Annotated in this window: 20 protein-coding genes; 8 read left to right on the forward strand and 12 right to left on the reverse strand. The window is 64.8% G+C overall.

Annotated features, from left to right (window positions below; genetic code table 11):
- Window positions 1–7: 7 nt before the first annotated feature.
- Genes U8330_RS18195 through U8330_RS18205 form a run of 3 tightly spaced genes read left to right on the forward strand, consistent with a single transcriptional unit; the run spans window position 8 to window position 3,011 of the window.
- Window positions 8–913, forward strand: coding sequence for a PfkB family carbohydrate kinase (locus tag U8330_RS18195; RefSeq protein ID WP_323106649.1), 906 nt, complete (start codon window positions 8–10; stop codon window positions 911–913).
- A gap of 5 nt (window positions 914–918) precedes the next feature.
- Window positions 919–1,752, forward strand: coding sequence for a BtpA/SgcQ family protein (locus U8330_RS18200; RefSeq protein WP_323107355.1), 834 nt, complete (start codon window positions 919–921; stop codon window positions 1,750–1,752).
- The gene (locus tag U8330_RS18205; RefSeq protein WP_323106650.1) at window positions 1,749–3,011 is read left to right on the forward strand and encodes a hydantoinase/carbamoylase family amidase; all 1,263 of its coding nucleotides are present in this window, start codon (window positions 1,749–1,751) and stop codon (window positions 3,009–3,011) included. The genes U8330_RS18200 and U8330_RS18205 overlap by 4 nt, the downstream gene beginning before the upstream one ends.
- Before the next feature lie 385 nt (window positions 3,012–3,396).
- Here U8330_RS18205 and U8330_RS18210 read toward each other — a convergent pair whose 3' ends face one another.
- On the reverse strand, window positions 3,397–3,576 hold the full coding sequence (locus U8330_RS18210) for a hypothetical protein (RefSeq protein WP_323106651.1): 180 nt from the start codon (window positions 3,574–3,576) through the stop codon (window positions 3,397–3,399).
- 348 nt (window positions 3,577–3,924) lie between these two features.
- On the opposite strand from U8330_RS18210, the gene U8330_RS18215 reads away from it, so the two are divergent.
- The 3 genes from U8330_RS18215 to U8330_RS18225 all read left to right on the forward strand — a co-directional run bounded on the left by U8330_RS18215 (window position 3,925) and on the right by U8330_RS18225 (window position 8,615).
- Complete coding sequence (locus tag U8330_RS18215; RefSeq protein WP_323106652.1) at window positions 3,925–7,350, forward strand: class I SAM-dependent DNA methyltransferase; 3,426 nt, start codon at window positions 3,925–3,927, stop codon at window positions 7,348–7,350.
- Window positions 7,351–7,474: 124 nt separating this feature from the next.
- Complete coding sequence (locus U8330_RS18220) at window positions 7,475–8,350, forward strand: DMT family transporter (RefSeq protein WP_323106653.1); 876 nt, start codon at window positions 7,475–7,477, stop codon at window positions 8,348–8,350.
- A 76-nt stretch (window positions 8,351–8,426) separates the two neighbouring features.
- The gene (locus tag U8330_RS18225; protein WP_323106654.1) at window positions 8,427–8,615 is read left to right on the forward strand and encodes a hypothetical protein; all 189 of its coding nucleotides are present in this window, start codon (window positions 8,427–8,429) and stop codon (window positions 8,613–8,615) included.
- 9 nt (window positions 8,616–8,624) lie between these two features.
- On the opposite strand, the gene U8330_RS18230 is transcribed toward U8330_RS18225, so the two are convergent.
- The 9 genes from U8330_RS18230 to aztA form a co-directional block, all read right to left on the reverse strand.
- Window positions 8,625–10,445 (reverse strand): methyl-accepting chemotaxis protein, encoded by a 1,821-nt coding sequence (locus U8330_RS18230; RefSeq protein ID WP_323106655.1) that lies wholly within the window; start codon window positions 10,443–10,445, stop codon window positions 8,625–8,627.
- 265 nt (window positions 10,446–10,710) lie between these two features.
- Complete coding sequence (locus tag U8330_RS18235; protein ID WP_323106657.1) at window positions 10,711–12,531, reverse strand: methyl-accepting chemotaxis protein; 1,821 nt, start codon at window positions 12,529–12,531, stop codon at window positions 10,711–10,713.
- A 235-nt stretch (window positions 12,532–12,766) separates the two neighbouring features.
- Window positions 12,767–14,467, reverse strand: coding sequence for an FAD-dependent monooxygenase (locus tag U8330_RS18240; protein ID WP_323106658.1), 1,701 nt, complete (start codon window positions 14,465–14,467; stop codon window positions 12,767–12,769).
- A 2-nt stretch (window positions 14,468–14,469) separates the two neighbouring features.
- Entirely contained in the window at window positions 14,470–14,967 is a 498-nt protein-coding gene (locus tag U8330_RS18245) for a helix-turn-helix domain-containing protein (protein ID WP_323106659.1), read from the reverse strand.
- A 96-nt stretch (window positions 14,968–15,063) separates the two neighbouring features.
- Window positions 15,064–15,339 (reverse strand): hypothetical protein, encoded by a 276-nt coding sequence (locus U8330_RS18250; RefSeq protein ID WP_323106660.1) that lies wholly within the window; start codon window positions 15,337–15,339, stop codon window positions 15,064–15,066.
- Window positions 15,336–16,466 carry a GTP-binding protein gene (locus tag U8330_RS18255; protein ID WP_323106661.1) on the reverse strand — a complete coding sequence of 377 codons (1,131 nt, stop codon included), beginning with the start codon at window positions 16,464–16,466 and terminating at the stop codon, window positions 15,336–15,338. The genes U8330_RS18250 and U8330_RS18255 overlap by 4 nt, the downstream gene beginning before the upstream one ends.
- A gap of 74 nt (window positions 16,467–16,540) precedes the next feature.
- Complete coding sequence (gene aztC / locus U8330_RS18260) at window positions 16,541–17,482, reverse strand: zinc ABC transporter substrate-binding protein AztC (RefSeq protein WP_323106662.1); 942 nt, start codon at window positions 17,480–17,482, stop codon at window positions 16,541–16,543.
- Window positions 17,483–17,513: 31 nt separating this feature from the next.
- Complete coding sequence (gene aztB, locus U8330_RS18265; protein ID WP_323106663.1) at window positions 17,514–18,380, reverse strand: zinc ABC transporter permease AztB; 867 nt, start codon at window positions 18,378–18,380, stop codon at window positions 17,514–17,516.
- A complete protein-coding gene (aztA, locus tag U8330_RS18270) occupies window positions 18,373–19,185 on the reverse strand; it encodes a zinc ABC transporter ATP-binding protein AztA (RefSeq protein WP_323106664.1) in 813 nt (270 codons plus the stop codon). Before aztA ends, aztB begins: the two co-directional genes overlap by 8 nt.
- Before the next feature lie 110 nt (window positions 19,186–19,295).
- Between aztA and U8330_RS18275 the strand changes: the two genes are divergently transcribed.
- A complete protein-coding gene (locus U8330_RS18275) occupies window positions 19,296–20,288 on the forward strand; it encodes a GTP-binding protein (RefSeq protein ID WP_323106665.1) in 993 nt (330 codons plus the stop codon).
- 68 nt (window positions 20,289–20,356) lie between these two features.
- Window positions 20,357–20,776 carry a Fur family transcriptional regulator gene (locus U8330_RS18280; protein WP_323106666.1) on the forward strand — a complete coding sequence of 140 codons (420 nt, stop codon included), beginning with the start codon at window positions 20,357–20,359 and terminating at the stop codon, window positions 20,774–20,776.
- A 31-nt stretch (window positions 20,777–20,807) separates the two neighbouring features.
- On the opposite strand, the gene U8330_RS18285 is transcribed toward U8330_RS18280, so the two are convergent.
- Window positions 20,808–22,259, reverse strand: a complete 1,452-nt coding sequence (locus tag U8330_RS18285) for a PAS domain-containing protein (RefSeq protein ID WP_323106667.1) — start codon at window positions 22,257–22,259, stop codon at window positions 20,808–20,810.
- A gap of 136 nt (window positions 22,260–22,395) precedes the next feature.
- Entirely contained in the window at window positions 22,396–23,562 is a 1,167-nt protein-coding gene (locus tag U8330_RS18290; RefSeq protein ID WP_323106668.1) for an aminotransferase class V-fold PLP-dependent enzyme, read from the reverse strand.
- Window positions 23,563–23,745 lie beyond the last annotated feature (183 nt).

Consider the following 23,745-nt stretch of genomic DNA (forward strand, 5'->3'; position numbering starts at 1 on the left):
CCGTCCCATGACCATCCACGTCGTCGGCAATGTCTGCATCGACAACAGTTTCCACCTGGAGCGGCTACCGCAGCCGGGCGAAACTGTGAACGCCGAGACCGCTTCGGAGGGTCTGGGAGGCAAAGGCGCCAACCAGGCGGTTGCTGCCGCGCGCACCGGCGCTGCCGTCACCCTTTGGGCGGCGGTCGGCCGCGATGCCGCCGCAGACCGCATGCAGGACCTTCTTTCTGCCGAGCTCGACGATCTGCGCCTGTCTCGCCTCGATCTGCCGAGCGATCGCTCCGTCGTGCTGGTGGATGGCTTGGGCGAAAACGTCATCGTCACGGCGGCTGCCTGTGCCAATGCCTTCGATCCCCTGCGCGAGGGAGCACTGCCCAGCGCCTTCAGGCGAGGCGACATGCTGCTTATGCAGGGCAATCTGCCATCCAGGACAACGGCCGACTGCCTTCGACAGGCCAGGGCGGCGGGTCTGTTCACGGTCCTCAACCCCAGCCCGCTCCCACTGGCCGGAATGGAGCTTGGAAGCCTGTCGCTTCTCATTGCCAATCGCCCCGAGGCCCAGATGCTGACGGGGGAGGCGGACCCGCAGGCGGCGGCCCGCCGGTTGCGGGCTCTCAGCATCGACCATATCGTCATAACGCTCGGCGGTGATGGAGCCTTCCTGCTGGATGGCGATGCGAGCCTGACCATTCCCGCCCATCCCACCGACGTCGTCGATACGAGTGGCGCTGGCGACTGCTATACTGGAACGCTTGCCGGCCTTATCCATCGCGGCGTGCCGCTCGCCCGCGCCGCAGGCGTGGCCAGCGCGGCGGCGGCACTTTCTGTCAGCCGCCCGGGCACGCTGGCTGCCTTTCCGACGCTGGCAGACCTTGACGCTCTCATTCCCTCCTTCACAACGGACAATACGTGACCATCATGAGCAACCCTATCGGACGACAGGACAACACCGTGCTGAAGACACTCTTCGGCCGGGACAAGCCGATCATCGGCGTCGTGCATCTCATGCCGCTGCCGGGCGCGCCGCGCTATGACGGCGAGGGAGTCGAGGTGATCTACGACCGCGGATTGTCTGATGCGAAGGCCTATCTGCACGGCGGCTGCGATGCCGTGATCGTCGAGAACCACGGCGACGTTCCCTTCTCCAAGCCCGATGACATCGGCCACGAGACTTCCGCACATATGGCTGTCGTCGCCGACCGCATCCGCCGCGAGCTCGGTCGCCCGATCGGCATCAACGTGCTTGCCAATGCCGCGATTCCTGCGCTTGCCATTGCCTCGGCCGCCTCGGCATCCTTCATTCGCGTCAACCAGTGGGCCAATGCCTATGTCGCGAACGAGGGCATCGTTGAGGGGGAATCAGCGCGGGCCATGCGCTATCGCGCAAATCTGCGCGCCCGCGGCATCCGCATTTTCGCGGATGCGCATGTGAAACACGGCGCGCACGCCATTGTCGGCGATCGGCCGGTGGAAGAGCAGGTGAAGGACCTCGTCTTCTTCGATGCCGATGTCATTATCGCGACCGGCCAGCGCACAGGACACGCGGCGGACTTGGGCTATATCGACATGATCAAACAAGCGGCTTCGCTGCCGACGCTGGTCGGCAGCGGCGTAACGCATGAAAACGCCAACGATATCCTGTCCGTCGCGGATGGCGTCATCATCGCCAGCGCGCTGAAACATGACGGGGTCTGGTGGAACGCCGTCGAGCCGAACCGCGTGACGCGCTTCATTGCAGGCCTGCATCGATGAGTCGTCCCGCTGCGGTCGACGGCGCCCGGCTCCTGCGCTCCCTTGCCGACTTTGCGGCGATCGGCGCGACGCCGGCGGGCGGCGTCAATCGTCAGGCGCTGAGCATTGAGGACCGCAGAGCTCGCAGACTGCTGGCCGAACGTGCATGGGGCCGCGGCTTCTCGGTCTTCCAGGATGAGGCCGCCAACCTGTTCATTCGCCGGGAGGGCGTGCACGTCGATCTGCCGCCGTTGCTCATTGGCAGCCATCTGGACAGCCAGCCGACCGGGGGGCGCTTCGACGGGGCGCTCGGCACGCTCAGCGCATTCGAGGTGCTGGAAGCACTCGACGATGCCGGCGTCTCGACCGCTCGACCTGTCGAAGTAGTCGCCTTCACCAACGAGGAGGGCAGCCGCTACGCGCCGGGCTGCATGGGCTCCATGGCCTTTGCAGGCGTGCATGCTGTAAGCGCGTGGCACGAGGTAATGGCGCCGGATGGCACGCGGTTGGAAGAAGATCTCGCCGCAACGCTCAAGGCCCTCCCGGAGGCGGTGATGCGGCACGCGCGGCCAGACATCCTCGCCTTTATCGAGCTGCATATCGAGCAAGGGCCGGTTCTGGAGCGCGAGACGGTCCCGATCGGCGCCGTCACCGCCGTTCAGGGGACGAAATGGCTGGAGGTGACCTTTACGGGGCAGGCAGCCCATGCAGGCACCACGCCGCGCGAGTTCCGCAAAGATGCGATGGCGGCAGCGGCCAATGCCATTGCGGAACTTCAGGCCACCGTCATGGCGGCGGACCCGCAGTCGCGGCTGACTGTCGGGCGCCTCACACTTCAGCCGGGCTCGGTCAATGTCATTCCCGAACAGGTCACCTTCACGATTGATCTGCGCCATCCGGATGGCGCCGCTCTCGCCGTTCTCGAGGCGCTCGTCCGCAAAACATGCGCCATTGCGGGAGAACGGTGGGGGTGCACCGCGGCAATCGGTTTGCTTCTCGACATGGCGTCTGGTGTCTTTGACTCAACACTCGTCGACGCGATCGAAACCGCCTGCCGTAGCCGCAAGATTGCCTGCCGGCGAATGACGTCGGGTGCGTTTCACGACGCGCTCTTCGTCAACCGCATCGCGCCTAGCGCCATGCTCTTCGTCCCTTGCCGCAATGGTGTCAGTCACAACGAGGCGGAGTTCGTCGAGGATCGTCATGTCCTGCTCGGCGCCGAGGCTCTGCTCGAGTTGACGCTCAATCTTGCAGGCCGAAGGACCGCCTCAGAAAATTAATCGTCGCATGACGCACGTTTAGCTACCGGCGGAGAGAATTCGTCAGGCGCCACAGAGGAGCGCCTGCCCCGTAGAGGCCGTCGGCAAGCACAGTTGCCGCGGCGCACAGGATACCACCATATGGCTCATCGTTTTCGAACGACGACTGATTGTGCCGGCTCCCAGAGACAATCGGACATTGGCGTCGTTCCTTTCATGATCTGGTTTGATGGTGTTCAAGGGTTGGCGAGGCGGATCCAAGTCGGCCCTCGCTCCACGCCAAATCAGTTTGCTTCCGGGCGACTGATACCCCGTTTTACAGCGAGGGAATGCATGCCATGCTTAATCCAGAGGCCAGGTTTGTGCATGCCTAACGATCGGGGGTTCAGACAAATCCAAATTGTTGTCACACAAGGGAGCCGAGGCGCATCTCCGCGGTTTCGGTGAGCGCGACGAGGATTTCCTCGCGCGTCCAGCCGGCCAGATGGCCCTCTTCCTCCAGCGTGCGCACGACGCTCACCATGGCGGCCGCGCAGTCCTGCGGGCGGTCGGGATGTTCGGGGGGAAGGCTGGGCGAATCGATCATGAAGGCTCCGGGAAGTCGGGAAGATCGCAAACGGGACGGGTGGGACGCTCGACTGCCATTTCGTTGGCCGCAGGCAGAAACCGGAAAAACTCCTGCGTTCATCATCTCCGTCATGTCCGGTTGACACCGTTCACGATCCTCGGCGCGTTAATTATGTCGGGAGCCGAAGGTTCCGGAGAGTGTCTGCCGCGGAACGACAACCGAGCCATCGGAAATCTGGGCCTCCACCCTGCCCTCCTCCGGGTCGAGCAAGCCCGATCTGCATTCATCCATATAGATAGTCTAAATTAGCACTACCGAATCATGTCTCTGGCTGCTTAAACTCAGCGTGGTCGGCGGGGGTGGTGGATGCACGGGATTGTCGAGCGGTTCATTGCGCGCTGGCAGGGGCGGGATGGAGGACAGGAGCGGGCGAATTATGCGCTGTTCCTGACGGAGCTCTGCGATCTTCTGGGGATCGACCACCCCCACCCGGCCTCCGCCCAGCATGAGACGAACGATTATGTCTTCGAACGCGTGGTGAAGGAGACCGCGCGCGACGGCGCGATCTCCTCCAAGCGTATCGATCTCTACAAGCGCGACTGCTTTCTCCTGGAGGCCAAGCAGAGCCGCCTGGACGGCGCCAAGAAGCTCGAGGCGATGGCGCTGCCCGGTCTCGTGCCGGAAACGCCGCGCGGCCGCCGCGCCGGCGCAAACCGCGCCTGGGATGTGCTGATGATGAACGCCCGCCAGCAGGCAGAGAACTATGTGCGGCTTCTCCCCGCCTCCCACGAGCCGCCGCCCTTCGTGCTGGTCTGCGATGTCGGCCATGCCATCGAGGTCTATGCCAATTTCCGTCGCGACGGGAAGGCCTATGACCAGTTTCCCGATCGCCGTTCCTTCCGCATCTATCTGGAGGATCTGCGCGATCCGGCGGTGCGCGCGCGGCTGACGGCGATCTGGACCGATCCGCTCTCGCTCGACCCCTCCCGCCACGCCGCCAAGGTCACGCGCGAGATCGCCCTGCGCATCGCCAAGGTCTCCAAGGCGCTGGAGCAGCAGGGCTATCCGACCGAGGAGGTGGCGATGTTCCTGATGCGCATGCTCTTCACCATGTTCGCGGAGGATGTGGCCCTCCTGCCGAGGGACTGCTTCAAGCAGCTGCTGAAGGACTGCGCGGAGAAGCCGGAGATCTTCCCCAGCATGATGGAGGATCTCTGGCGGGCGATGGACGAAGGCGGCTTCACCGCCACGATCCGCGAAAAGGTCAAGCGCTTCAACGGCGAGTTCTTCAAGAGGCGCCGGGCGCTGGCGCTCGCACGGGAAGAGATCGGCGAGCTCGCCGCCGCTGCCAACTACGACTGGAAGGATGTGGAGCCGGCGATCTTCGGCACCTTTCTCGAACAGGCGCTCGACCCGTCCGATCGCCGAAGGCTCGGCGCGCATTACACGCCGCGCGCCTATGTCGAGCGGCTGGTGATCGCCACCGTCATCGACCCCCTGCGCGCCGAATGGGACCATGCGCGCTCCACCGCCGACCGCCTGAAGAGCGAAGGCAAGGGCGAGGCCGCCATCCGCACCGTGCAGGCCTTTCACGATCGGCTCTGCGAAATCCGCGTGCTCGATCCGGCCTGCGGCACCGGCAATTTTCTCTATGTGGCGCTGGAGCTTCTCAAACGGCTGGAAGGCGAGGTGCTGGAGGCGATCAACGATCTCGGCGGCCAGGAAGCCCTGAGCCTCGACAGCCACACGGTCGACCCGCACCAGTTCCTGGGGCTCGAGATCAATCCGCGCGCGGCGGCGATCGCCGAGCTCGTGCTCTGGATCGGCCATCTGCAATGGCATTTCCGCAATCGCGGTGTCGCCCCGTCCGAGCCGATCCTGAAAGCCTTCCGCACCATCGAGACGCGCGATGCGGTGCTGACCTGGGATGGCTACCCGCTGCCGCAGGTGGTGGACGGCAAGGAAGCCTACCCCAATCCCCGCCGGCCCGACTGGCCGAAGGCGGATTATATCGTCGGCAATCCGCCCTTCATCGGCGGCAAGGACCTGCGCGCCCGCATGGGCAGCGCCTATGCCGAGGCGCTCTGGACGGCACACACGCACATGAACGAGAGCGCCGATTTCGTCATGTACTGGTGGGATCGCTCGGCCGAAATCCTGCTCAAGCCGAAAAGCGGGCTGAAGCGCTTCGGCTTCGTCACCACCAATTCCATCAGCCAGGTCTTCCAGCGCCGGGTCATGGAAGCGCATCTCAATGCCAAGAAGCCGCTTTCGCTCGTCATGGCCATTCCCGACCACCCCTGGACCAAGGTCACCCGCGACAGCGCCGCCGTTCGCATCGCCATGACCGTGGCGGAGGCCGGCAAGCGCGATGGGCGGCTCCTGGAGGTGACGGCGGAGGACGGGGTGGAGACGGACAGTCCGGTGATCACGTTTGGAGAGAAGCGTGGGCGAGTAAATTCGGATTTGACAGTTGGGGCCGATGTGACGACGGCTCAGAAACTGAAGGCAAACGAAGGCATCTGTTCTCCCGGTGTCAAACTCCATGGCGCTGGCTTCATTGTCACTCCCGCGCAAGCTCAATACTTGGGGCTCGGGAAAGTGCTTGGCTTAGAGCTGCACATAAGACATTACAGAAATGGAAAAGACATCACAGCGCGCCATAGAGGAGTCATGGTAATCGACACATATCCGCTCACCCAGGAACAGATTTTGAATAGATTTCCATTTGTCTACCAACATCTGGCGACGAACGTGAAACCAGAGCGGGATCACAACAATATGGATTTTCGTCGGATCAATTGGCATTGGTTTGGCGCAACCCACGAAACATACCGCTCTTTTTCAAAAGGCCTCGATCGAATCATCATAACTGTTGAGACGATGAAGCATCGGATCTTCCAATTCCTCGACGCCTCCATCTTGCCCGACAACATGCTCGTCGCAATCGGGGTCAGTGAGGGCCACTGCCTCGGGGTCCTCTCCTCGCGCTATCACATGGTTTGGGCGCTTCGTGCCGGCGGCTGGCTTGGAATTGGCAACGATCCCCGGTACTCAAAATCCCGCTGCTTCGACCCCTTCCCCTTCCCCGCCGCCACAGAGACCCAGACGGCCGTGATCGGCGCCATTGCCGAAGGGCTTGATGCCCATCGCAAGCAGGTGCTTGCCGACCATCCGCATCTGACGCTGACCGGGCTCTACAATGTGCTGGAGCGGCTGAAGGCGGGTGCGACGCGGGACATGCTGTCCGACAAGGAGCGCCGCATCTTCGACGACGGACTGGTGCCGATCCTGAAGGAGCGCCACGAGCGGCTCGATGCCGCCGTGGCGGACGCCTATGGCTGGCCGGTCGATCTGCCTGAGGAGGAGGTGCTGGCCCGCCTCGTGGCGTTGAACAGGGAACGAGCGAAGGAAGAGGCGCGCGGGCTGGTGCGCTGGCTGCGCCCGGACTATCAGATCCCGCGTTTCGGCTCGGCCAAGGAAAAGGCCGAGCAGCTGGAAGCGGATCTGGGCGAAACGCCCCACCTGCCCACCCCCTTCCCTAGGCCCGCTGTCCCCAAGCCTCCCTTTCCCAAGCCCGCCTTCCCCAGGGACGAGCGCGACCAGACCTTCGTCGTCCATCAGATGCTGCTCGATTCCAACCAGTCGCTCGATCCCGACATGATTGCCGCCGGCTTCCGGCAGGGGCGGAAATGCCTGCCCGCCGTCTCCGCCGTCATGGCCTCCCTCTTCCGCCTGGGCCTCGTCTCCACCACCGACGGCCGCCGCTTTGCACTGCGCCGGGCGGCCTGAGAACGCGCGAAAACCGGACGCGACACGGCAGGATTTCGCGGGGCCCAGGCTTGCGCAGCGCCATTGATTGCGCCCGGCCTTGGGACTACACCGGCCGCGATTGAATCGGTAAGGCGTTCGTAACATGGCAGGGGCGGAGCCGCGGGCCACTCTCGGCATTGCTTTGGCCTCGGCCGGCTATGCCTGCTTTGCGCTGCAGGATGCGGTGGTGAAGCTGCTGGTTGCCACCTATGCGGTGCCGCAGATCCTGTTCATGCGCTCGCTGGTCATCGTGCTCATCACCGCGCCGCTGGCCTTCGTTCTTCGCCACCCCTCGGTCTTCAAGAGCCGCCATCGCGGCACGCTGGTTCTGCGGGCGGCGCTGATGCTGCTGGCCTGGCTGTTGTTCTACAATGCCGCCCGGCATCTCGGCCTCGCGGAGCTGACCACGCTTTATTTCTCCGCGCCGATCATCGTCATCCTGCTGTCGATCGTGGTGTTGAAGGAGCGGGTGGGGCCGGCGCGCTGGCTCGCCTGCATCGGCGGGTTCATCGGCGTCGCCGTGGCGGCCAATCCCACCCATTCGCCCGATCTGCTGCCGGCCCTGATGTGCATCGTCGCCGGCGGCTGCTGGGCCTGGAGCACGGTGCTGGTGCGGCTGGTCAGCAAGACCGAGACGACGCTGGTGCAGATGGCGGCGACCAGCCTGCTTTTCGCGCTGGCCTGCGCCGCCAGCTTTCCCTGGGTCTGGGAGACGCCGGATCTGTTCGGCTGGGCGCTGATGATCGGGCTCGGCCTGGTGGCGACGCTGGGCCAGTATCTCCTCTATGAAGGATTTCGCCATGCGCCGGCCTCGGCGCTGGCGCCGGTGGAATATACCGGGCTCATCTGGGCCTTTTTGTATGGCTACGCGCTCTGGGCCGAGGTGCCGTCGCTGACCGTGGTCATCGGCGCGCTGATGATCGTTGCCTCAAGCGGCATTCTGGTGATCGGCGAGCGCCGCCGACCGGCCGAGGCCTGAGGCACGCCGCCCGGCGCGGCTGGCCTTTTTCCGCTTTCAAGCGCATGATGCGCCGGTCTGAGCCGCAGGAGACATCATGTTTCTCAATACGGACCACTACCGCCCCCCGCGCTGGGAAGACCCGGCGCCCGAACCCAAGCAGCCTGTGCTGACCAAGCGTCAGGAAAAGCTGATGGTTGTCATCGTTCTCGTGAACCTGGCCCTGATGGTGGTGGCGCCGATCGGCGGCGCCTCTCTCCTCTCCGCCCTCGCGACGCTCTGGTAGCGCGGCCGGTCAGGCCGCCTGGCTGAAGGTCTTCGTTCCCGGCTCGCGGATCGCCTTGCGGCGGTTCAGCTTGAAGCGCGTCACCAGCTCGGCGAGCAGGGAGGCGTCGGTGGAAAGCGCGCGGCTGATCTCGTTGGTATCGCCCACCATCGAGGCGTTCTGCTGGGTCATCTGGTCGATGGAGTTCACCGCGGCGCTGATTTCCAGCAGCCCGGCGGATTGCTCGCTCGCGGCAATGGTGATGGCATCCACCTTGGCATCGATATCCACCACGAACTGCGCGATCTGATCAAGCGCGGCGCCGGTCTGGTCGACCAGCCGTACGCCATTGATGACGTCGCTGGACGAGGTGCGGATCAGCGCGGAAATGTCCTTGGCGGCCTGGGCGGAGCGCTGAGCAAGCTCGCGCACCTCCTGCGCCACGACCGCAAAGCCCTTGCCCGCTTCCCCGGCCCGTGCCGCTTCTACCCCGGCATTGAGCGCGAGCAGATTGGTCTGGAAGGCGATCTCGTCGATGACGTGGATGATCTGGCCGATTTGGGTGGAGGATCCCTCGATCCGCCGCATGGCTTCCACCGCATCGCGCACGATCTGGCCGGAGGACGAGGCGCAGTCATTGGCGGCGCGGACGAGGCTGCGCGTTTCGCCGGCCCGGTCGGCGGAGGATTTGACCGTGGCGCTCACCTGCTCCAGGGCGGCCGAGGTCTGCTCCAGCGCCGCGGCCTGCTGCTCGGTCCGCCGCGCCAGCTCGTCGGCTGCCTCGTGCATCTCCTTCGCGCTGCCGGTGAGCGCCGCAGTCTTGCCCAGCACCTGCTCCAGAGTTTCCTGGAAGGTGGCGATCGAATTGTTGAAGTCGCGGCGCAGCGGGTCGAAGCGCTCGGCAAAGGGCTCGTCGATGGTGATGCGGATATTGCATTGCGACAGCCGTTCCAGCCCGGCGCCGAGCGTCTTGACGACCACCTGCAGCTCTTCGGCTTCCCGCTCGCGCAGGCGCTGGCGTTCCGCCTGGTCGGCATCCGCCAGAAGCCGCTCGCGCTCGGCGCTTTGCCGCAGCTGCTGGCGCTCGATGGCGGCGGCGCGGAACACCTCGACCGAGCGGGCCATGGAGCCGATCTCGTCGCTGCGCGTGGCAAACGGCACCTCGTCCGTGTAATCGCCGTGCGACAGCGTGTGCATGTAGCGTCCGAACTTGACCAGCGGCGCAATGGCGCGCCGACGCACGAACCATAGGCCACCGAGGAAGATGAGCACCGAGACGCCGCTGCCGAAGGCGGCGGCAAGCGTGTACTCGGTGCTTGCTGCATCCGCCCCTGCAACGGAGCCTTCGAGCGTCGTGGTCGCCTCGGTAGCGAGATCGCGCACCTTGGCATCATGGGCGTAGAAGGATTGCTGCACGGTCTGCAGCGAGGGGGCCTTGCCGGCCGCAAGCCCATCCTGATAATCGGACAGCGCCGTCCAGAAGACTTCCCCCGTGGGTATGACCTCCTCATCCAGCTTGGCGCGCAGATGCGCGTCCAGCGCCGCCGTCTTCCAGAACAGCTTCCGCTCGTCGAACGAGGCCCGGAGCGACTTGATCTTCGCCTCGTTCCCCTCGGCCAGTTCGGGATGCAGCGCCATTTCATTGACCAGCATATAGGCCTCGATCACATAGAGCGGCGGCGGCAGGATATCGGCAATCAGGTCCTTGCCGTTGGCGATTTCCGTATAGACCGGTCCGCCGACCTTCAGTTCGCGAAAGGCCATGGTCTGCACGCCGATCGAGGCCGCCAGGCCCAGCGTCACGATGAGACCGAACACGACGAGCAGGCGCGAAATGGTAAGCTGGCGCATAAGCGAACTCCAGACGACGAGCGGGGATAAAAGAAAAGCGTCACTTACTGAAGATATAAAAATCCAATCGCTAAAACGTTGTTAATTCAATAAGCGCCAGGTAACGCTTTCCACGTTCCGTCAGAAACTGACCAAGTCCTTCATGCAGCGGCATGGACGTAAAATGGGCTCGTGACGCGAAAAGGGGGAGGCGCAGACGCCTCCCCCTTTTCAAGCTTTCGATGGACGTTTCGGTCACGGCCGGCGCTGCATGAGCGCCACCGTCTCACGCCGCGCTGCTCAAATGCTGTGCTTTTGGGTCGCGAATTTCCTTGCGGCGGTTCAGCTTGAAGCGGGCCGCCAGTTCGGTCAGCATTGAGGCATCGGCCGAAAGAGTGCGGCTGATGGCGGTCGTCTCGCCCACCATGGCGGCGTTCTGCTGGGTCATCTGGTCGATCGCATTGACCGCGCTGCTGATTTCCAGAAGCCCGGCCGATTGTTCGCGGGCGGCGGTGGTGATCGCGTCGACCTTCTCGTCGATCTCGACGACGAACCGGGTGATCTGGTCCAGCGCCTCGCCGGTCTGGTCCACCAGGCGCACGCCGTTCACGACCTCATGCGAGGATGCCTGGATCAGCCCGGCAATATCCTTCGCCGCCTTGGCAGACCGCTGGGCCAGTTCGCGCACCTCCTGGGCGACGACGGCGAAGCCCTTGCCGGCCTCGCCCGCCCGCGCCGCTTCCACCCCGGCATTGAGCGCGAGCAGGTTGGTCTGGAAGGCGATCTCGTCGATCACGTGGATGATCTGGCCGATCTGGGTGGAGGAACCCTCGATCCGGCGCATGGCCTCCACCGCATCGTGCACGATCTGGCCGGAGGAGGTGGCGCATTCATTGGCCGCCTGCACGAGGCTGCGGGTTTCGCTGGCCCGTTCGGCAGACGAATTGACCGTTACGCTGACCTCCTCCAGGGCCGCCGATGTCTTCTCCAGCGCTGCGGCCTGCTGCTCGGTGCGCTTGGACAGCTCGTCCGCCGCCTCATGCATCGACTTTGCGCTGGAAGAGAGGGTCGCGGTCTTGCCCAGCACCTCTTCCAGCGTTTTCTGGAAGGTGGCGATCGAATTGTTGAAGTCGCGGCGCAGCGGGTCGAAGCGATCGGCGAAGGGTTCGTCGAGCGTCATGCGGATATTGCACTGGGCAAGCCGCTCGAGCGCGGCGCCAAGCGTCTCCACCACCACCTGCAGTTCCTGTGCCTCCCGCTCGCGCAGCCGCTGGCGCTCGATCTGCTCGGCCTCCGAAAGCGCGCGCTCGCGCTCGGCATTCTGCCGCATCTGCTGGCGCTCGATGGCGGCAGCGCGGAAGACCTCGACCGAGCGGGCCATCGAGCCGATCTCGTCGCTGCGCTCGAGCAAGGGCACATCGTCCTCATAGTTGCCGCTCGACAGCACGCTCATATAGTGCCCGATGCGCACGAGCGGCGTGATGGCCCGGCGGCGGACAAACCACAGCCCGACGAGGAAGATCGTCAGCGACACCAGGCTGCCGAGCGAGGTCGCCAGCATATAATGGGCGCTTGCCGTCTCGGCGGAAGCGACCGAAGCCTCCAGCGTGGTGGTCGCTTCCGCGGCAAGCTCCCGCACCTTGGCATCATGCGCGTAGAAGGCCTGCTGAACGGTCTGAAGCGAGGGTTTTTCGCCCTTCGAGAGAGCCGCATCATAGGCCGAAAGCGCAACCCAGAAGGCTTCGCCGGCCGGAACCACCTCGTTTTCCAGCTTGGCGCGCAACTGTTCGTCCAGCCGGGCGGTTTTCCAGAATTCCTTGCGGTCGTCGAAGGCGGTCTTGAGATCCTTCGTCTTCGCGCGGTTCGTCTCGAGCAGCTCCGGGTGAAGCACGGTCTCGTTGGCGAGCATATAGGCTTCGATCACATAGAGTGGCGGCGGCAGGATGTCGGCGATGAGATCCTTGCCATTGGCGATTTCGGTATAGACGGGGCCTCCGACCTTCAGCTCCGTGAGGGCCGCGGTCTGCACGCCGATGGACACGGCGAGACCAAGGGTGACGATCGATCCGAACAGGACGAGAAGACGCGAAATGGTGAGCCGGCGCATGAAAGAACTCCGAGCGAGCGTGTCAATGCGTGAAGGTAAATTTGAACGTATCCTAAATTTGATAGTTCTAAATTGACGTTAATGCGCGCGAAGAGTGTTGGTTTTCTTATGGACCGGCGGACGCTGCGGGTCCGGCCACCGGATGGGCCGCAGCCTCGCATGAAGGCGAAGACCGATCCCGGGCGGATGGTCTCCGACCGGGGATCTTCTCGGATGCGGCTGTTGAGGAAGCGGCTCAGGCTGCCTGCCCGGTCCTGGCCAGCGGTTGCGCCACAAACATCGCCCTGCAGTAGGAAACCAGGAGATCCGGCGCATCGGCTGGCCCGCGGAAGGCGATATGGCCATCGGGGCGAATGAGAACGAGCGAAGGCCGGGCGCCGATGCCATAGGCCGCGTGGGCAAGGCCATCGAGATCGGAGACGCAGTCGCGCTTTCCGGACAGCGGCGCCGCGGCAAGGACGAGCCGCGCATGGAGGAACGGCCAGGCCTCGATGTCGGCCGCGGCCGCCTCCAGCAAGGCCAGCGCCGCCTTCTGCCGCCCATCGAAGCAGAGCAGCGACCAGCGGGTTCCCGGTGCCGTCGAATCATAGAGCTCGTCGAACAGCGAGGCGGACTCCCCGTTTGCGGTGACGATGGCCGCATCGGGCGCGCGGTCTCCCGCATGCGGTGCGGCGTGCGGGAGGAAGTCCGCCAGTCCCCGCAGGTGATCGACGCTGAGCGGGCTGTCGGGATAGGCCACCGAGAGCTGCTGGAGATCGTCGCTGCCCTGCAGTAGCGTCCCGATGCTGGGGAGCAGCTTGGCAGCCGCACCGATGGCGGCATCCTTCAGGCGTCCGCGATAGACGCTGTTGTGGAACCCTTTCCTCTGGCGCTGGTCGAGCGCACGGTGCTCTCCGCCGCGTTCGGCGTCGTAAGAGGCAAGCACCGCTTCGCCTGCCGTGCCCTCGATCGCCATGGCCAGACGCCAGGCCAGCCCCACGGCATCGTGCAGACCGGCATTCATGCCCTGCCCGCCGATCGGCAGCGTGCGGTGGCCGGCATCGCCCGCCAGGAACACGCGGTCGCGGGCGTAATGCGCGGCAACGCCATGCTGGAAGCGGTTGTGGGTCAGCCAGATCGGATCGCTCAAGGTCAGCGTCTCGTCTTCGGTCACGTCGCGCGCGATCGCCTGCATTTCCTCCAGGGTCGGGTCTCGGTCCGGAATGCCCGTGTCGTCGGCCAGGAAGAACAGCCGGTGGTAACCGCCCCAGACCGGCAGGACGCCGCAGAACCCGTGCGGATAGTAGAAAAACCACAGCGTGTCGAAGGAGGTGCCACGTCGCCAGCTGAGCTTGGCATCCACCTGCCGGTTCATGCAGTTCGCCAGCTTCTCCGGCTCGAAATCGAGCCCGAGCATCCCGCGCACGAGACTGTCGCCGCCATCGGCGCCGACCAGATAGCGGCAGCGCACGGTTTCGGTCTGCGCCGCACCTCCCGGCTGAGCCTCGCCATCCGCCGGACCAAGAATGGCCGTCACGCCATCGCCGTCCTGCGTGAAGCTCATCAGGCGGCGACCACGCTCCACCTGCCCGCCCCGCTCCTCGATCACCGCGGCGAGCGTCGTTTCGATGACATCCTGACCGCTGTAGAGGACCGGCCCATAGGGGCTTGCGACATCGGCGATCGCCACGGGATCGACCGGCTGACCGTTGATCAGGGTGCGAACTTTCGTGATTGCGAAGGCCTGCTCCGCCAGCCGGTCTCTGAGGCCGATCCGGTGGAGGAGCTCCTGCGGCCGTGCCCAGAGATTGTTGGCGCGCGAATGGGGCTTGGGCTCCGATCGCTGCTCGACGATGCGGAACCGCACGCCGTGATGGGCGAGCGCGCAGGCAGTCACGAGGCCGATCGGCCCGCCACCGGCAATGAGGACGTCGGTGTCATAGTCGTGGGCGGTCATCGTCAGTCCTTTCGGGATGATGCGGAGCCTGCTTCGGCGAAGGCCGGGTGGGCGAGCTCTTCGGTGATGAGGTCGGTCAGTTCGCCGAGAACGGCGAGCGCAGTCGCCAGCCGGTCGGCGCCGATGCGCTCCAAGAGCCGCTGATCGACCGGTCCCGCTGCCTGTTCGGCAAGCGCGAGCGCGGCACGCCCGGCCTCGGTGATGGCGACCAGCTTGGCGCGCTGGTGGTGCGGATTGGGCGTGAAGGCGACGTGGCCATGGGCCGCAAGCAAATCGACGACGCGCTGCACCCCCTGGCGTGTCAGTCCCATGGCGCGCGCAATGTCCGAGACGGTCAGAGGCGTTGGCGCATAGCCGAGCGCGCCGAGAACCTGCCACCAGGCGGTGGTCAGGCCGGCCGGACGAACGAGGCTGTTGCCCATGTCCGTCAGCCGGCCATTGGCGGCGAAGATGGCGATGACGAGGGCGCGGACGGGTGGGAGGAGAACTTGATCTGTCATGCCCGGGGAACTGGAACTTGACAGCATGTTGTCAAGATGAAGGCTTGCAGATTCCTTGGGATCGCCTGCGAGCCGGCTCCGTGCACGCTCGGGGGGTCAGCCGGCGTGCAGAGCCTCTTCCAGATCCTGCCGCGTCACCGCAAGCAGCGCGGTGTGCATCGAGATCTGGCGGGGCGGCATGTCAGGCAGGAGGATGAGGATCACCGTTTCCTGCGGCGGGCAATCGGGCAGTGTGCAGGCCAGTTCGCTCACCGTCACGACGGCTGCCTCCGGCAAGGCGAGGATCTCCCGCACCCATGCCTTCAGCGTCCGCGCCTTTTCCACCGGACCGGGCAGGCCGCGCCCGAGCGGATTGTCGAAGCGCCGGCTCATGCGAAACGCCGTTTGCGCCCGCGCGGCGCCAGCGCCGAGAACAGGGCCCGGATCTGCGGCTCGGGCATGTTCTGGCCGATCAGCACGACGCGGCTGCGGCGGTCACCATCGGGCCAGCCAGGCAGCCTCTGCAGGGGCGAAAGCCGATGCTCCACCGCATGGGCGACCGCCGGCCTGAGCGGGTCGTCCGACAGCGCGAACACGCCCTTGAGGCGCAGAAGTCCGGAGCCGGGCGCGCTGGTGACCGCCTCAAGGAAAACCCGGACTGCACCGGGGTCGAGCGGCTGTTCGCCGGACAGGCAGATCGTTCCCAGCGCGTCTCCGTGGCGGTGCAAAGCCGGCCGGCCTTCCCCGCCTTCGCCGTGCCGCGGCTCGGCCTCCATCAGCAGCCATCCTTCCACATCCTCGACCTTGCCGGCCAGGGAATAGGACTGGCCCTCAAACAGGTGAACAAGATCGAACCCGGGCGCGGCGCGGTCGTGATAGCGGGCTGCGGGATTGAGCTCCGTCAGTCCCGCCCAATTCGCCTCGCCCAGGACCGTCAAGTCCGTCTTCGTCACGACGACATGGTCGGCGAAGGCTAGCTGCTTCCATCCCTGGACGAAGCGCTCGAGCATCATGGGCCCTGAAAGGGCATCGAACACGGTCACCACACCGGCAAGGCGAAACTGGCGCGCCACGATATGATCGCGCAGGCCGAGCGCAGGCGCACCGCCCGGAATGAGGCTGTGGATGATCGGCGCAGGGTCGGCAAGCCCCGTCGTTTCGATGATCACGCGCGAGATGGGCGGGATTTCGCCGCGGCAGTGGGCATCATGCAGTTCGTAGAGCGAAACGCGGATATCGCTGGAGGCCGTGCAGCAGAGGCACCCAGTGCTCGTGCGCAGGATGGACGCCCTGCCGGTCTGCACAAGCGCATGATCGATCGGCATGGCGCCGAATTCGTTGACGATGACCGCCGTGCCTGCCAGGCGCGGGTCCGCGAGCGCCGCGTTCAGCAGCGTCGTCTTGCCGGCGCCGAGAAAACCGGTGAGAAGCGTGACCGGAATGGCGTCCGGCACGGCGCCGGTGCGCGTGCCCGCAGCCGGTGGACCGGATAGACCTGTCTTGAACAGTCGATCGAACATGATACCCATCCATGGGGCAACCGAGACCTTTGCCCTGCCGGAGGATCGTCTCCGGCAGAGCGTGGCAATCGTGCTCAGCGTCCGAGAATGGCCGCCTTCATCGTCGCGACATTGTGGTGGAACATGTCGATATAGGTCGCGGCCGGGCCGTCGGGCGGCGACAGCGCGTCGGAGTAGAGCGTACCGCCCACCTTCAGGCCGGTTTCACTCGCGATCTGTTCGATCAGCCGCGGATTGGTGATGTTCTCGACGAAAACGGCCGAAGCCTTGTCGGCCTTCACCTGATCGACCAGCTTGGCGACGTCGGCCGCCGAGGCGTCCGCTTCCGTCGAAATGCCTTCGGGCGCCAGGAAGGTCAGGCCATAGGCCTTGGAGAAATAACCGAAGGCATCATGTGACGTGATGATGATGCGCTTGTCCTTCGGGATCTCCGCGATCTGGCTGCGCACCTCCGTGTCGAGCGCCACGAGCTTGGCGAGATAGGCTTTCTCGTTGGTCTTGTAGCTCTCGCACCCGGCCTTGTCGGCCTTGCAGAAGGCCGTGGCGATCGCCCTCACATAGGCCTCGCCATTCTTGATCGACTGCCAGGCATGCGGGTCGAAGGCACCGTGGTGATGCTCCTCCCCGCCGGCTTCGGCCTCACCCTCCTCGTGAGCCTCTTCCTCGCCCTTGATCGGCTTTACGGCCTTGCTGACGGTGATGACCGGAGCCTTGGTGCCGCTGGTTTCGATCAGCCGCGACAGGAAGCCTTCCAGGCCGAGGCCGTTGACAAGCACGACATCCGCGTCCTTCAGGGCCACCGCGTCGGCGGGCTTCGGCTCATAGGTATGGGCGTCGCCATCGACCGGCACGATCATCGACACGGAGACCCGGTCGCCGCCGACATTGCGGGCAAGATCGGCGATGATCGAGAAGCTGGCGACCACCTTGAGTTCGGCAGCGGAAGCGGCTGGCGCCACGAGACTGCTGAGCGTCAGCAGGCTCGCGGCCGTGACAAGGCGTGAAATCCTGAACATGGGAAGGCTCCTTGATGAGGTGGGAGAGGGATCAGGCCGTCCTGTGGCGGGTGCCGCGCAGCAGGCTCTGCAGCATGCCGCGGCGACCGATCAGGGCAGAGGCGAGGTAAAGCCCGCCGGCAACGAAAATGATGGCCGGCCCCGAGGGCATGGCGGCATGGAAGGAAAGAAGAAGACCGCCAAGAGAGGAAAGCACTGCAAAACCCATCGCGATCAGGCAAAGCGAGCGCAGGTCGTTCGACCAGAAGCGGGCCGCCACCGCCGGGAGCATCATCAACCCGACCGACAGGAGCGTGCCGAGCGCCTGGAAGCCGCCGACCAGATTGAGCACCACCAGCACCAGGAAGACGAGATGGACCGGCCCGCCGATACGGCTGACCGAGCGCAGGAACAGCGGATCCAGGCATTCGGCCACGAGGCCGCGCCACAACAGGGCGAAGGCGAGGAAGGTCAGAAGCGCGATGCCGGTGATGAGGGTCAGGGCCTCGTCGTTCAGCGCCAGGACCGAGCCGAACAGCACATGCATGAGATCGACGCTGGAGCCATGCCAGGAGACGAGCAGCACGCCGACGGCAAGAGAGATCAGGTAGAAGGCTGCCATGGACGCGTCCTCCTTCTGCACGGTGAAGCGGGAGACGAGGCCGGAACCGAGGGCGACCAGAAGCCCGATCAGCAGTCCGCCGATGGTCATGGACAGCACATCGAGCCCGAACAGCAGAAAGCCGAGTGCCGCGCCCGGCAGGATTGCGTGCGACATGGCATCGCCCGTCAGGCTCATGCGCCGCACCATGAGGAACACGCCGACAGGCGCGGAACTGACCGATAGCAGCACGGAGCCGAACAGGGCCCGCTGCATGAATCCGTAATCGAGAAAGGGAGAAACCAGCCAGTCAGCCATGGATGCGGCTCCGAGGGGACGGCAGGACGAGAGGGCCTCCAACCGCATCTGCGGCGCCCGGCTGCAGCGTCACGACCTCATCTTCGCACCACCCGGCCTTCTCATCCCAAACCTCCTGAAAGTTCCGGGCCTCGGACAGAAGCTGCGGCGTGAGAACCTCCGCCGTCGGCCCCCAGGCAACGACCTTGCGGGCCAGGAGCAGCGTGCGGGGAAAATGCGCACGGACCAGCGCATGGTCGTGCAACACGCAAAGGACCGTGCGGCCTTCCGCAGCCCAGCCTCCGATCACGCCCAGCAGATCGCGCACCGTTCGCTCGTCCACGGCGTTGAAAGGCTCGTCGAGCAGGATGAGGTCGGCGTCCTGCAGCACCGTTCGGGCGAAAAGCGCGCGCTGCATCTGCCCGCCGGAGAGGCTGTCGAGCGGACGCTGCTCGAATCCCTCGAGCCCGACAGCCTGCAGGCTCCGGCCCAGCGCCTCACGGTCGGCCTTCGTTCGGCGGCCGAGCAGCCCGTGGGTCTGATAGAAACCGAGCGAGACGAGATCGACGACCCGCGCGGGAAAGCTGCGGTCGATCTCCGACTGCTGGGGCAGGTAGGCAAGCCGCCGACTGTTCGATACGCACCGACCACCGAGCGGCTTCACCATGCCGGCAATCCCCTTGAGCAGTGTGGATTTCCCCGATCCGTTGGCCCCGATGATTGCCAGCAGCGCGCCGCGTTCCACCATCCCGCTGAGATGATGGACGGCAGCATGGCCCTGATAGCCGAGCGTCAGGTCTTCGAAAATGAGGCAAGTCTCAGGCATGGCATCCTCGGGGATTGACAGAGGCTGCTTATGTAATGTTATACCGTTCGTCAACAGGAATCGTAACGGTATAACATTCTGGCCGCTGCGCCGGAAGACTGGAGACCCTGATGCTGACGACCGAAACGCCGGCCACGCCGGTCACTGTCCTCACCGGCTATCTCGGCGCTGGCAAGACCACGCTCCTCAATCGCATCCTCACCGAGCCGCACGGCCGAAAATTCGCGGTCATCGTCAACGAGTTCGGCGAAGTCGGAATCGACAACGACCTCATCGTCGAGAGCGATGAGGATGTCTTCGAGATGAACAATGGCTGCATCTGCTGCACGGTACGCGGCGATCTCATCCGCATCATCGAGAGCCTGATGCGCCGCAGGGATCGCTTCGACGGCATCCTGATCGAGACCACGGGCCTTGCCGATCCCGCACCGGTTGCCCAGACCTTCTTCGTCGATCCCGACGTGCGCGCCAAGACGCGGCTCGATTCGATCATCACCGTGGTCGATGCACTGCATCTCGTCGGTGCGCTGGAAACGGCCCACGAGGCGCAGGAGCAACTGGCCTTTGCCGATACGATCCTTCTCAACAAGACCGATCTGGTCGATGCCGCGGCACTGACGTCGGTGGAAGAGCGCATCCGGCGGCTGAACCCGGTGGCCAGCATCCTCCACACGCAGCGGTGCAATGTCGACGTTGCCAGCCTCCTCGACCGGCATGCCTTTGATCTCGACCGAATCCTGGATGTGGAGCCCGACTTTCTTCAGGACGTTCACGCGCACGATCATGACGACGGCATCACCAGCTTCTCGCTCGTCGAGCGGACGCCGATGGATCCCGAGAAACTCTTCGCCTGGCTGCAAAGGACAGTGCAGACCTTCGGGCAGGACATCCTGCGCATGAAAGGCATCATTTCCTTTGCGCAGGATGACGACCGGTTCGTGATCCAGGCGGTGCACATGCTGCTGGAGGGGGATCATCAACGCCCCTGGAAGGACGGCGAAGAGCGGCTGACGCGACTGGTCTTCATCGGTCGGGATCTCCCGCGCGATATCATCACCGCCGGCTTTGCCCGCTGCAGGGCGCTGCCGCTCGCTGCGGAATGAGGAGCGATCCGGGGCATGCGGCACGGACGGGCGATGGCGATGGCGATGGAAAAGGGCGGACCACGGCGATGAGCAGGTCGCGGGCCAAGCCTTCGAGCGAACCGCGCCTGACCCGCAACCAGGGCCTTGTCCTTGCGGTCCTGCAGGCTTCGGCGCAGCCGCTGAGCGCATACAACATTCTCGATCGTCTGCGAGGCGAGGGTTTGAAGGCCCCGCTCCAGGTCTATCGCGCGCTCGAGAAATTGCTGCAGACAGGTCGGATCCATCGCCTGGAAAGCATGAATGCCTTCGTCGTCTGCTGCCATGCCCACCATGGGCAGGCAGATCCGCGTATGGCGGCGTTCGAAATCTGCGATTCCTGCGGCAAGGTGAGCGAATTCCACGACGAAGGGGTCGAGACTGCTCTGATCCGGCACAGCCGCACGAGCGGCTTCACGATCCGCGCCACGACCATCGAGATGCATGGTCTCTGCAAGGCCTGTGGCTGACGAGCGCTCGAACGCTGGGAGCGCCCGTGCCTTAGGCAGCGCCGCTTGCCGTCAGCGCGGCGGAGGTCGTCGTCAGACGGAAGACGACGCCTTCCGGACGGTACGCGATCTCTGCGTCGCCGCCGACCGAGGAGATCAGCGCCTTCTCGATCATTCGTGAGCCGAAGCCACGGGCCGAGGGCATCTCGACCGTCGGTCCGCCACGCTCCTCCCACTGCAGGGTGAAGGCATCGTTGTCGACGGCCCAGCGGATTTCGACATGGCCGACATCGTTGGACAAGGCGCCGTATTTGACGGCATTGGTGGCCAATTCGTGGAGAGCGAGCGTCAAGGCGCTGCTTGCCCTATGACTGATCTCCATGTCGCCGCCGGAGATGGCGATGCGCCCCTGGGCATTGAAGGGTTGAACCGCCTGCTCGATGACGCGGCGCAGGCCGGCAACATTGAGCTCCTTGCCGGTCAGGATGTCATGGGCATTGCTCAGCGCATTGATGCGCTCGGACACCACATCCCGCAGTTCGACGGCCGGAACATCGGTGCGCAGCGACTGGCTGACGATCGAGCCGACGGTAGCGAGGATGTTCTTGATGCGGTGGCCGAGCTCGCGATTCATCAGGTCGCGATAGGCCTCCGCCTCGTGCCTCTCCGTCACGTCGATCGAGATCCCGCTCATGCGCAACGGCCGGCGGTTGCTGTCGAAATGGGTTTCCGCCCGCACCTCGATCCAGTGGACCGAACCGTCCGGCCAGATCACCCGGTATTCGACATGAAGGTCGCCGTCGCCCGCCAGAGCCTCGCTGACCGCCTCCTGCCAGCGCGTGACATCCTCCGGGTGGATGGCGTTCTGCAGGTCGCGGTAGGAAAGCGTATCCACCGGCGATCGGCCGAAATTCGCCTTGCAGATCGCCGAGGAGACGAGACGCCCCTTGGGCAGATCGAGCGTCCAGGTGCCGAGCTTGCCGGCCTTGAGGGTGAAATGCAGACGCTCCTCGCTGGCGGTGAGATCGGCGATCCGCTGCTGCAGACGCTCTTCCATCTGCTGCGGATCGGTGGTGAAGCTGGCGGTCCGCTCGCGCGTGACATCGAGCTGCGAGGCGAAGAAATAGGTCAGCTCGTCGCCATCGAAGACCGGGGACACGAGCAGCCTGTTCCAGAACAGGGTGCCGTCCTTGCGGTAGTTCAAAAGGTCGATTTCGATCGGGACGCGGTCGTGGATTGCCTGGCGCACGGCGTCGACGTCGGCAATATTCGTGCCTGGCCCCTGCAGGAACCGGCAGTTCTTGCCCAGCGTCTCCTCGCGGCTGTAGCCGGTCAGGCGGGTGAAGGCATCGTTGACGAAGACGATCGGATTGTCGGGCAGGCGGGGATCGGTGATGACCATGGGCATGCGCGTGGCGCGCATGGCGGCGGCAAAAGGATCGGAGCCAGAGCTTCGGCTGCCGATCTCCTGGCTGATGCGCTGCTTCTCGGTAGGGGTCTGCATGCGTGTGGCGAAATCTATTCAACGTGAGGGGACAGGCTCAAGCGAAGCCGCACGAAACGCGCGCCCGCCTTTCTAGCCTCTTTCTCGTCTTCTTCCTAGAGCCGTCAGTGCAAACTCACGCAAGCGTGCGGAGCCGTTAGAGTGCGGCGACGGCCTGGAGGAAGCGATCAACCTCGTCTTCGGTGTTGTAATAGTGGGGCGAGGCCCGCAGGAGCGGCGGCAGACCGCGTGCGGTGGCATCGAGCAAGGTGCTGCCGGGGCCGGAAACGCTGATATTGAAACCCTCTTTCGCCAGCCGAGCCTTGGCGTCATCCGCCGAAATGCTCCGGTGGGTGAAGGTAACGATCGAGGCGCAGCGCGGGCCGAGATCCCGCACGTCCACGGCGTTTACCGCCCGCAGCCCTTCGCGCAGCCGGGTTGAGAGCTGCCGGCATCGGGCTTCGATGCTCTCCAGTCCGAGCGACAGTGCCAGATCGATGGCGACCCCCAGGCCCAGCCGCGCCGCATAATTGTTTTCCCAGGTCTCGAAACGGCGCGCATCCGGCCGCAGCGCATAGCGATCCGGCGCCACCCAGGGCGCGGCGAAGTGGTCGATCATGGCCGGCTCGAGGCTCTGCAGCAGCGCGCGGCGCATGTAGAGAAAACCGGTGCCGCGCGGTCCGCGCAGGAACTTCCGTCCGGTCGCAGTCAGCACATCGCAGCCGATCGTCTCGACCGAGACCGGCATCTGGCCGACAGCCTGACAGGCGTCGAGCAGATAGAGGATGTCATGGCGGCGCGCGATGCGACCCACCTCTTCCGCCGGGTTGATGAGGCCGCCATTCGTCGGAACCCAGGTCATGGCGATCAGCCGCACCCGTCCGTCGATCATCCGCTCCAGCGCAGCCGGATCGAGCACGCCGTCGGCATCGTCAGGGATCACCTCGATCACCGCGCCGGTCCGCCGGGCAACCTGCAGGAAGGCCACATAATTGGCGGCGTATTCGGCACGCGCCGTCAGGATCCTGTCTCCCGGCCTGAAAGCGAGCGCGTAAAAGGCAAGCTGCCAGGCGACCGTGGCATTTTCGACGAGCGCGATTTCGTCGCGCGCCGCGCCGACCAGCCGGGCGACACTGTCATAGACGCCGTCGAGCACAGGCGCGGCCTCGGCCGCCGCCTCATAGCCGCCGATCTCCGCCTCACGCGTCAGATAGCCGGTCATGGCCTGAAGCACGCTGTTCGGCATCAGGCCGGCTCCGGCATTGTTGAGATGCACCCGGTGCGCGACCCCCGGCGTGTCTTGGCGGATTTGCTGCAGATTCATCTTGCCCCCGTCCCTCCGACCTATGTGCCCCGCCCATCTCGATATGTCGGCCGAGCGGGACACGACAAGACTGCAGCACCCTCCCGACAATGGACGACGCCGGCTCAGAATCGCCGTCCGGGATCAGTTAGACCGACTGCAGCATGCCATGCAATTCGTCGATTGGTTGTATCCCCCGGAACA

Source organism: Rhizobium sp. CC-YZS058 (assembly GCF_034720595.1).
Lineage (GTDB): Bacteria > Pseudomonadota > Alphaproteobacteria > Rhizobiales > Rhizobiaceae > Ferranicluibacter.

What these genes read in the sequence shown, in the direction of transcription:
- U8330_RS18210 (WP_323106651.1), bottom strand. Translation starts at nt 3,576, where the DNA reads ATGATCGATTCGCCCAGCCTTCCCCCCGAACATCCCGACCGCCCGCAG.
- U8330_RS18205 (WP_323106650.1), top strand. Translation starts at nt 1,749, where the DNA reads ATGAGTCGTCCCGCTGCGGTCGACGGCGCCCGGCTCCTGCGCTCCCTT.
- aztB (WP_323106663.1), bottom strand. Translation starts at nt 18,380, where the DNA reads ATGGCTGACTGGCTGGTTTCTCCCTTTCTCGATTACGGATTCATGCAG.
- aztC (WP_323106662.1), bottom strand. Translation starts at nt 17,482, where the DNA reads ATGTTCAGGATTTCACGCCTTGTCACGGCCGCGAGCCTGCTGACGCTC.
- U8330_RS18280 (WP_323106666.1), top strand. Translation starts at nt 20,357, where the DNA reads ATGAGCAGGTCGCGGGCCAAGCCTTCGAGCGAACCGCGCCTGACCCGC.
- U8330_RS18195 (WP_323106649.1), top strand. Translation starts at nt 8, where the DNA reads ATGACCATCCACGTCGTCGGCAATGTCTGCATCGACAACAGTTTCCAC.
- U8330_RS18220 (WP_323106653.1), top strand. Translation starts at nt 7,475, where the DNA reads ATGGCAGGGGCGGAGCCGCGGGCCACTCTCGGCATTGCTTTGGCCTCG.
- U8330_RS18255 (WP_323106661.1), bottom strand. Translation starts at nt 16,466, where the DNA reads ATGTTCGATCGACTGTTCAAGACAGGTCTATCCGGTCCACCGGCTGCG.
- U8330_RS18200 (WP_323107355.1), top strand. Translation starts at nt 919, where the DNA reads ATGAGCAACCCTATCGGACGACAGGACAACACCGTGCTGAAGACACTC.
- U8330_RS18285 (WP_323106667.1), bottom strand. Translation starts at nt 22,259, where the DNA reads ATGCAGACCCCTACCGAGAAGCAGCGCATCAGCCAGGAGATCGGCAGC.
- U8330_RS18225 (WP_323106654.1), top strand. Translation starts at nt 8,427, where the DNA reads ATGTTTCTCAATACGGACCACTACCGCCCCCCGCGCTGGGAAGACCCG.
- U8330_RS18240 (WP_323106658.1), bottom strand. Translation starts at nt 14,467, where the DNA reads ATGACCGCCCACGACTATGACACCGACGTCCTCATTGCCGGTGGCGGG.
- U8330_RS18250 (WP_323106660.1), bottom strand. Translation starts at nt 15,339, where the DNA reads ATGAGCCGGCGCTTCGACAATCCGCTCGGGCGCGGCCTGCCCGGTCCG.
- U8330_RS18245 (WP_323106659.1), bottom strand. Translation starts at nt 14,967, where the DNA reads ATGACAGATCAAGTTCTCCTCCCACCCGTCCGCGCCCTCGTCATCGCC.
- U8330_RS18235 (WP_323106657.1), bottom strand. Translation starts at nt 12,531, where the DNA reads ATGCGCCGGCTCACCATTTCGCGTCTTCTCGTCCTGTTCGGATCGATC.
- U8330_RS18215 (WP_323106652.1), top strand. Translation starts at nt 3,925, where the DNA reads ATGCACGGGATTGTCGAGCGGTTCATTGCGCGCTGGCAGGGGCGGGAT.
- U8330_RS18230 (WP_323106655.1), bottom strand. Translation starts at nt 10,445, where the DNA reads ATGCGCCAGCTTACCATTTCGCGCCTGCTCGTCGTGTTCGGTCTCATC.
- U8330_RS18275 (WP_323106665.1), top strand. Translation starts at nt 19,296, where the DNA reads ATGCTGACGACCGAAACGCCGGCCACGCCGGTCACTGTCCTCACCGGC.
- aztA (WP_323106664.1), bottom strand. Translation starts at nt 19,185, where the DNA reads ATGCCTGAGACTTGCCTCATTTTCGAAGACCTGACGCTCGGCTATCAG.
- U8330_RS18290 (WP_323106668.1), bottom strand. Translation starts at nt 23,562, where the DNA reads ATGAATCTGCAGCAAATCCGCCAAGACACGCCGGGGGTCGCGCACCGG.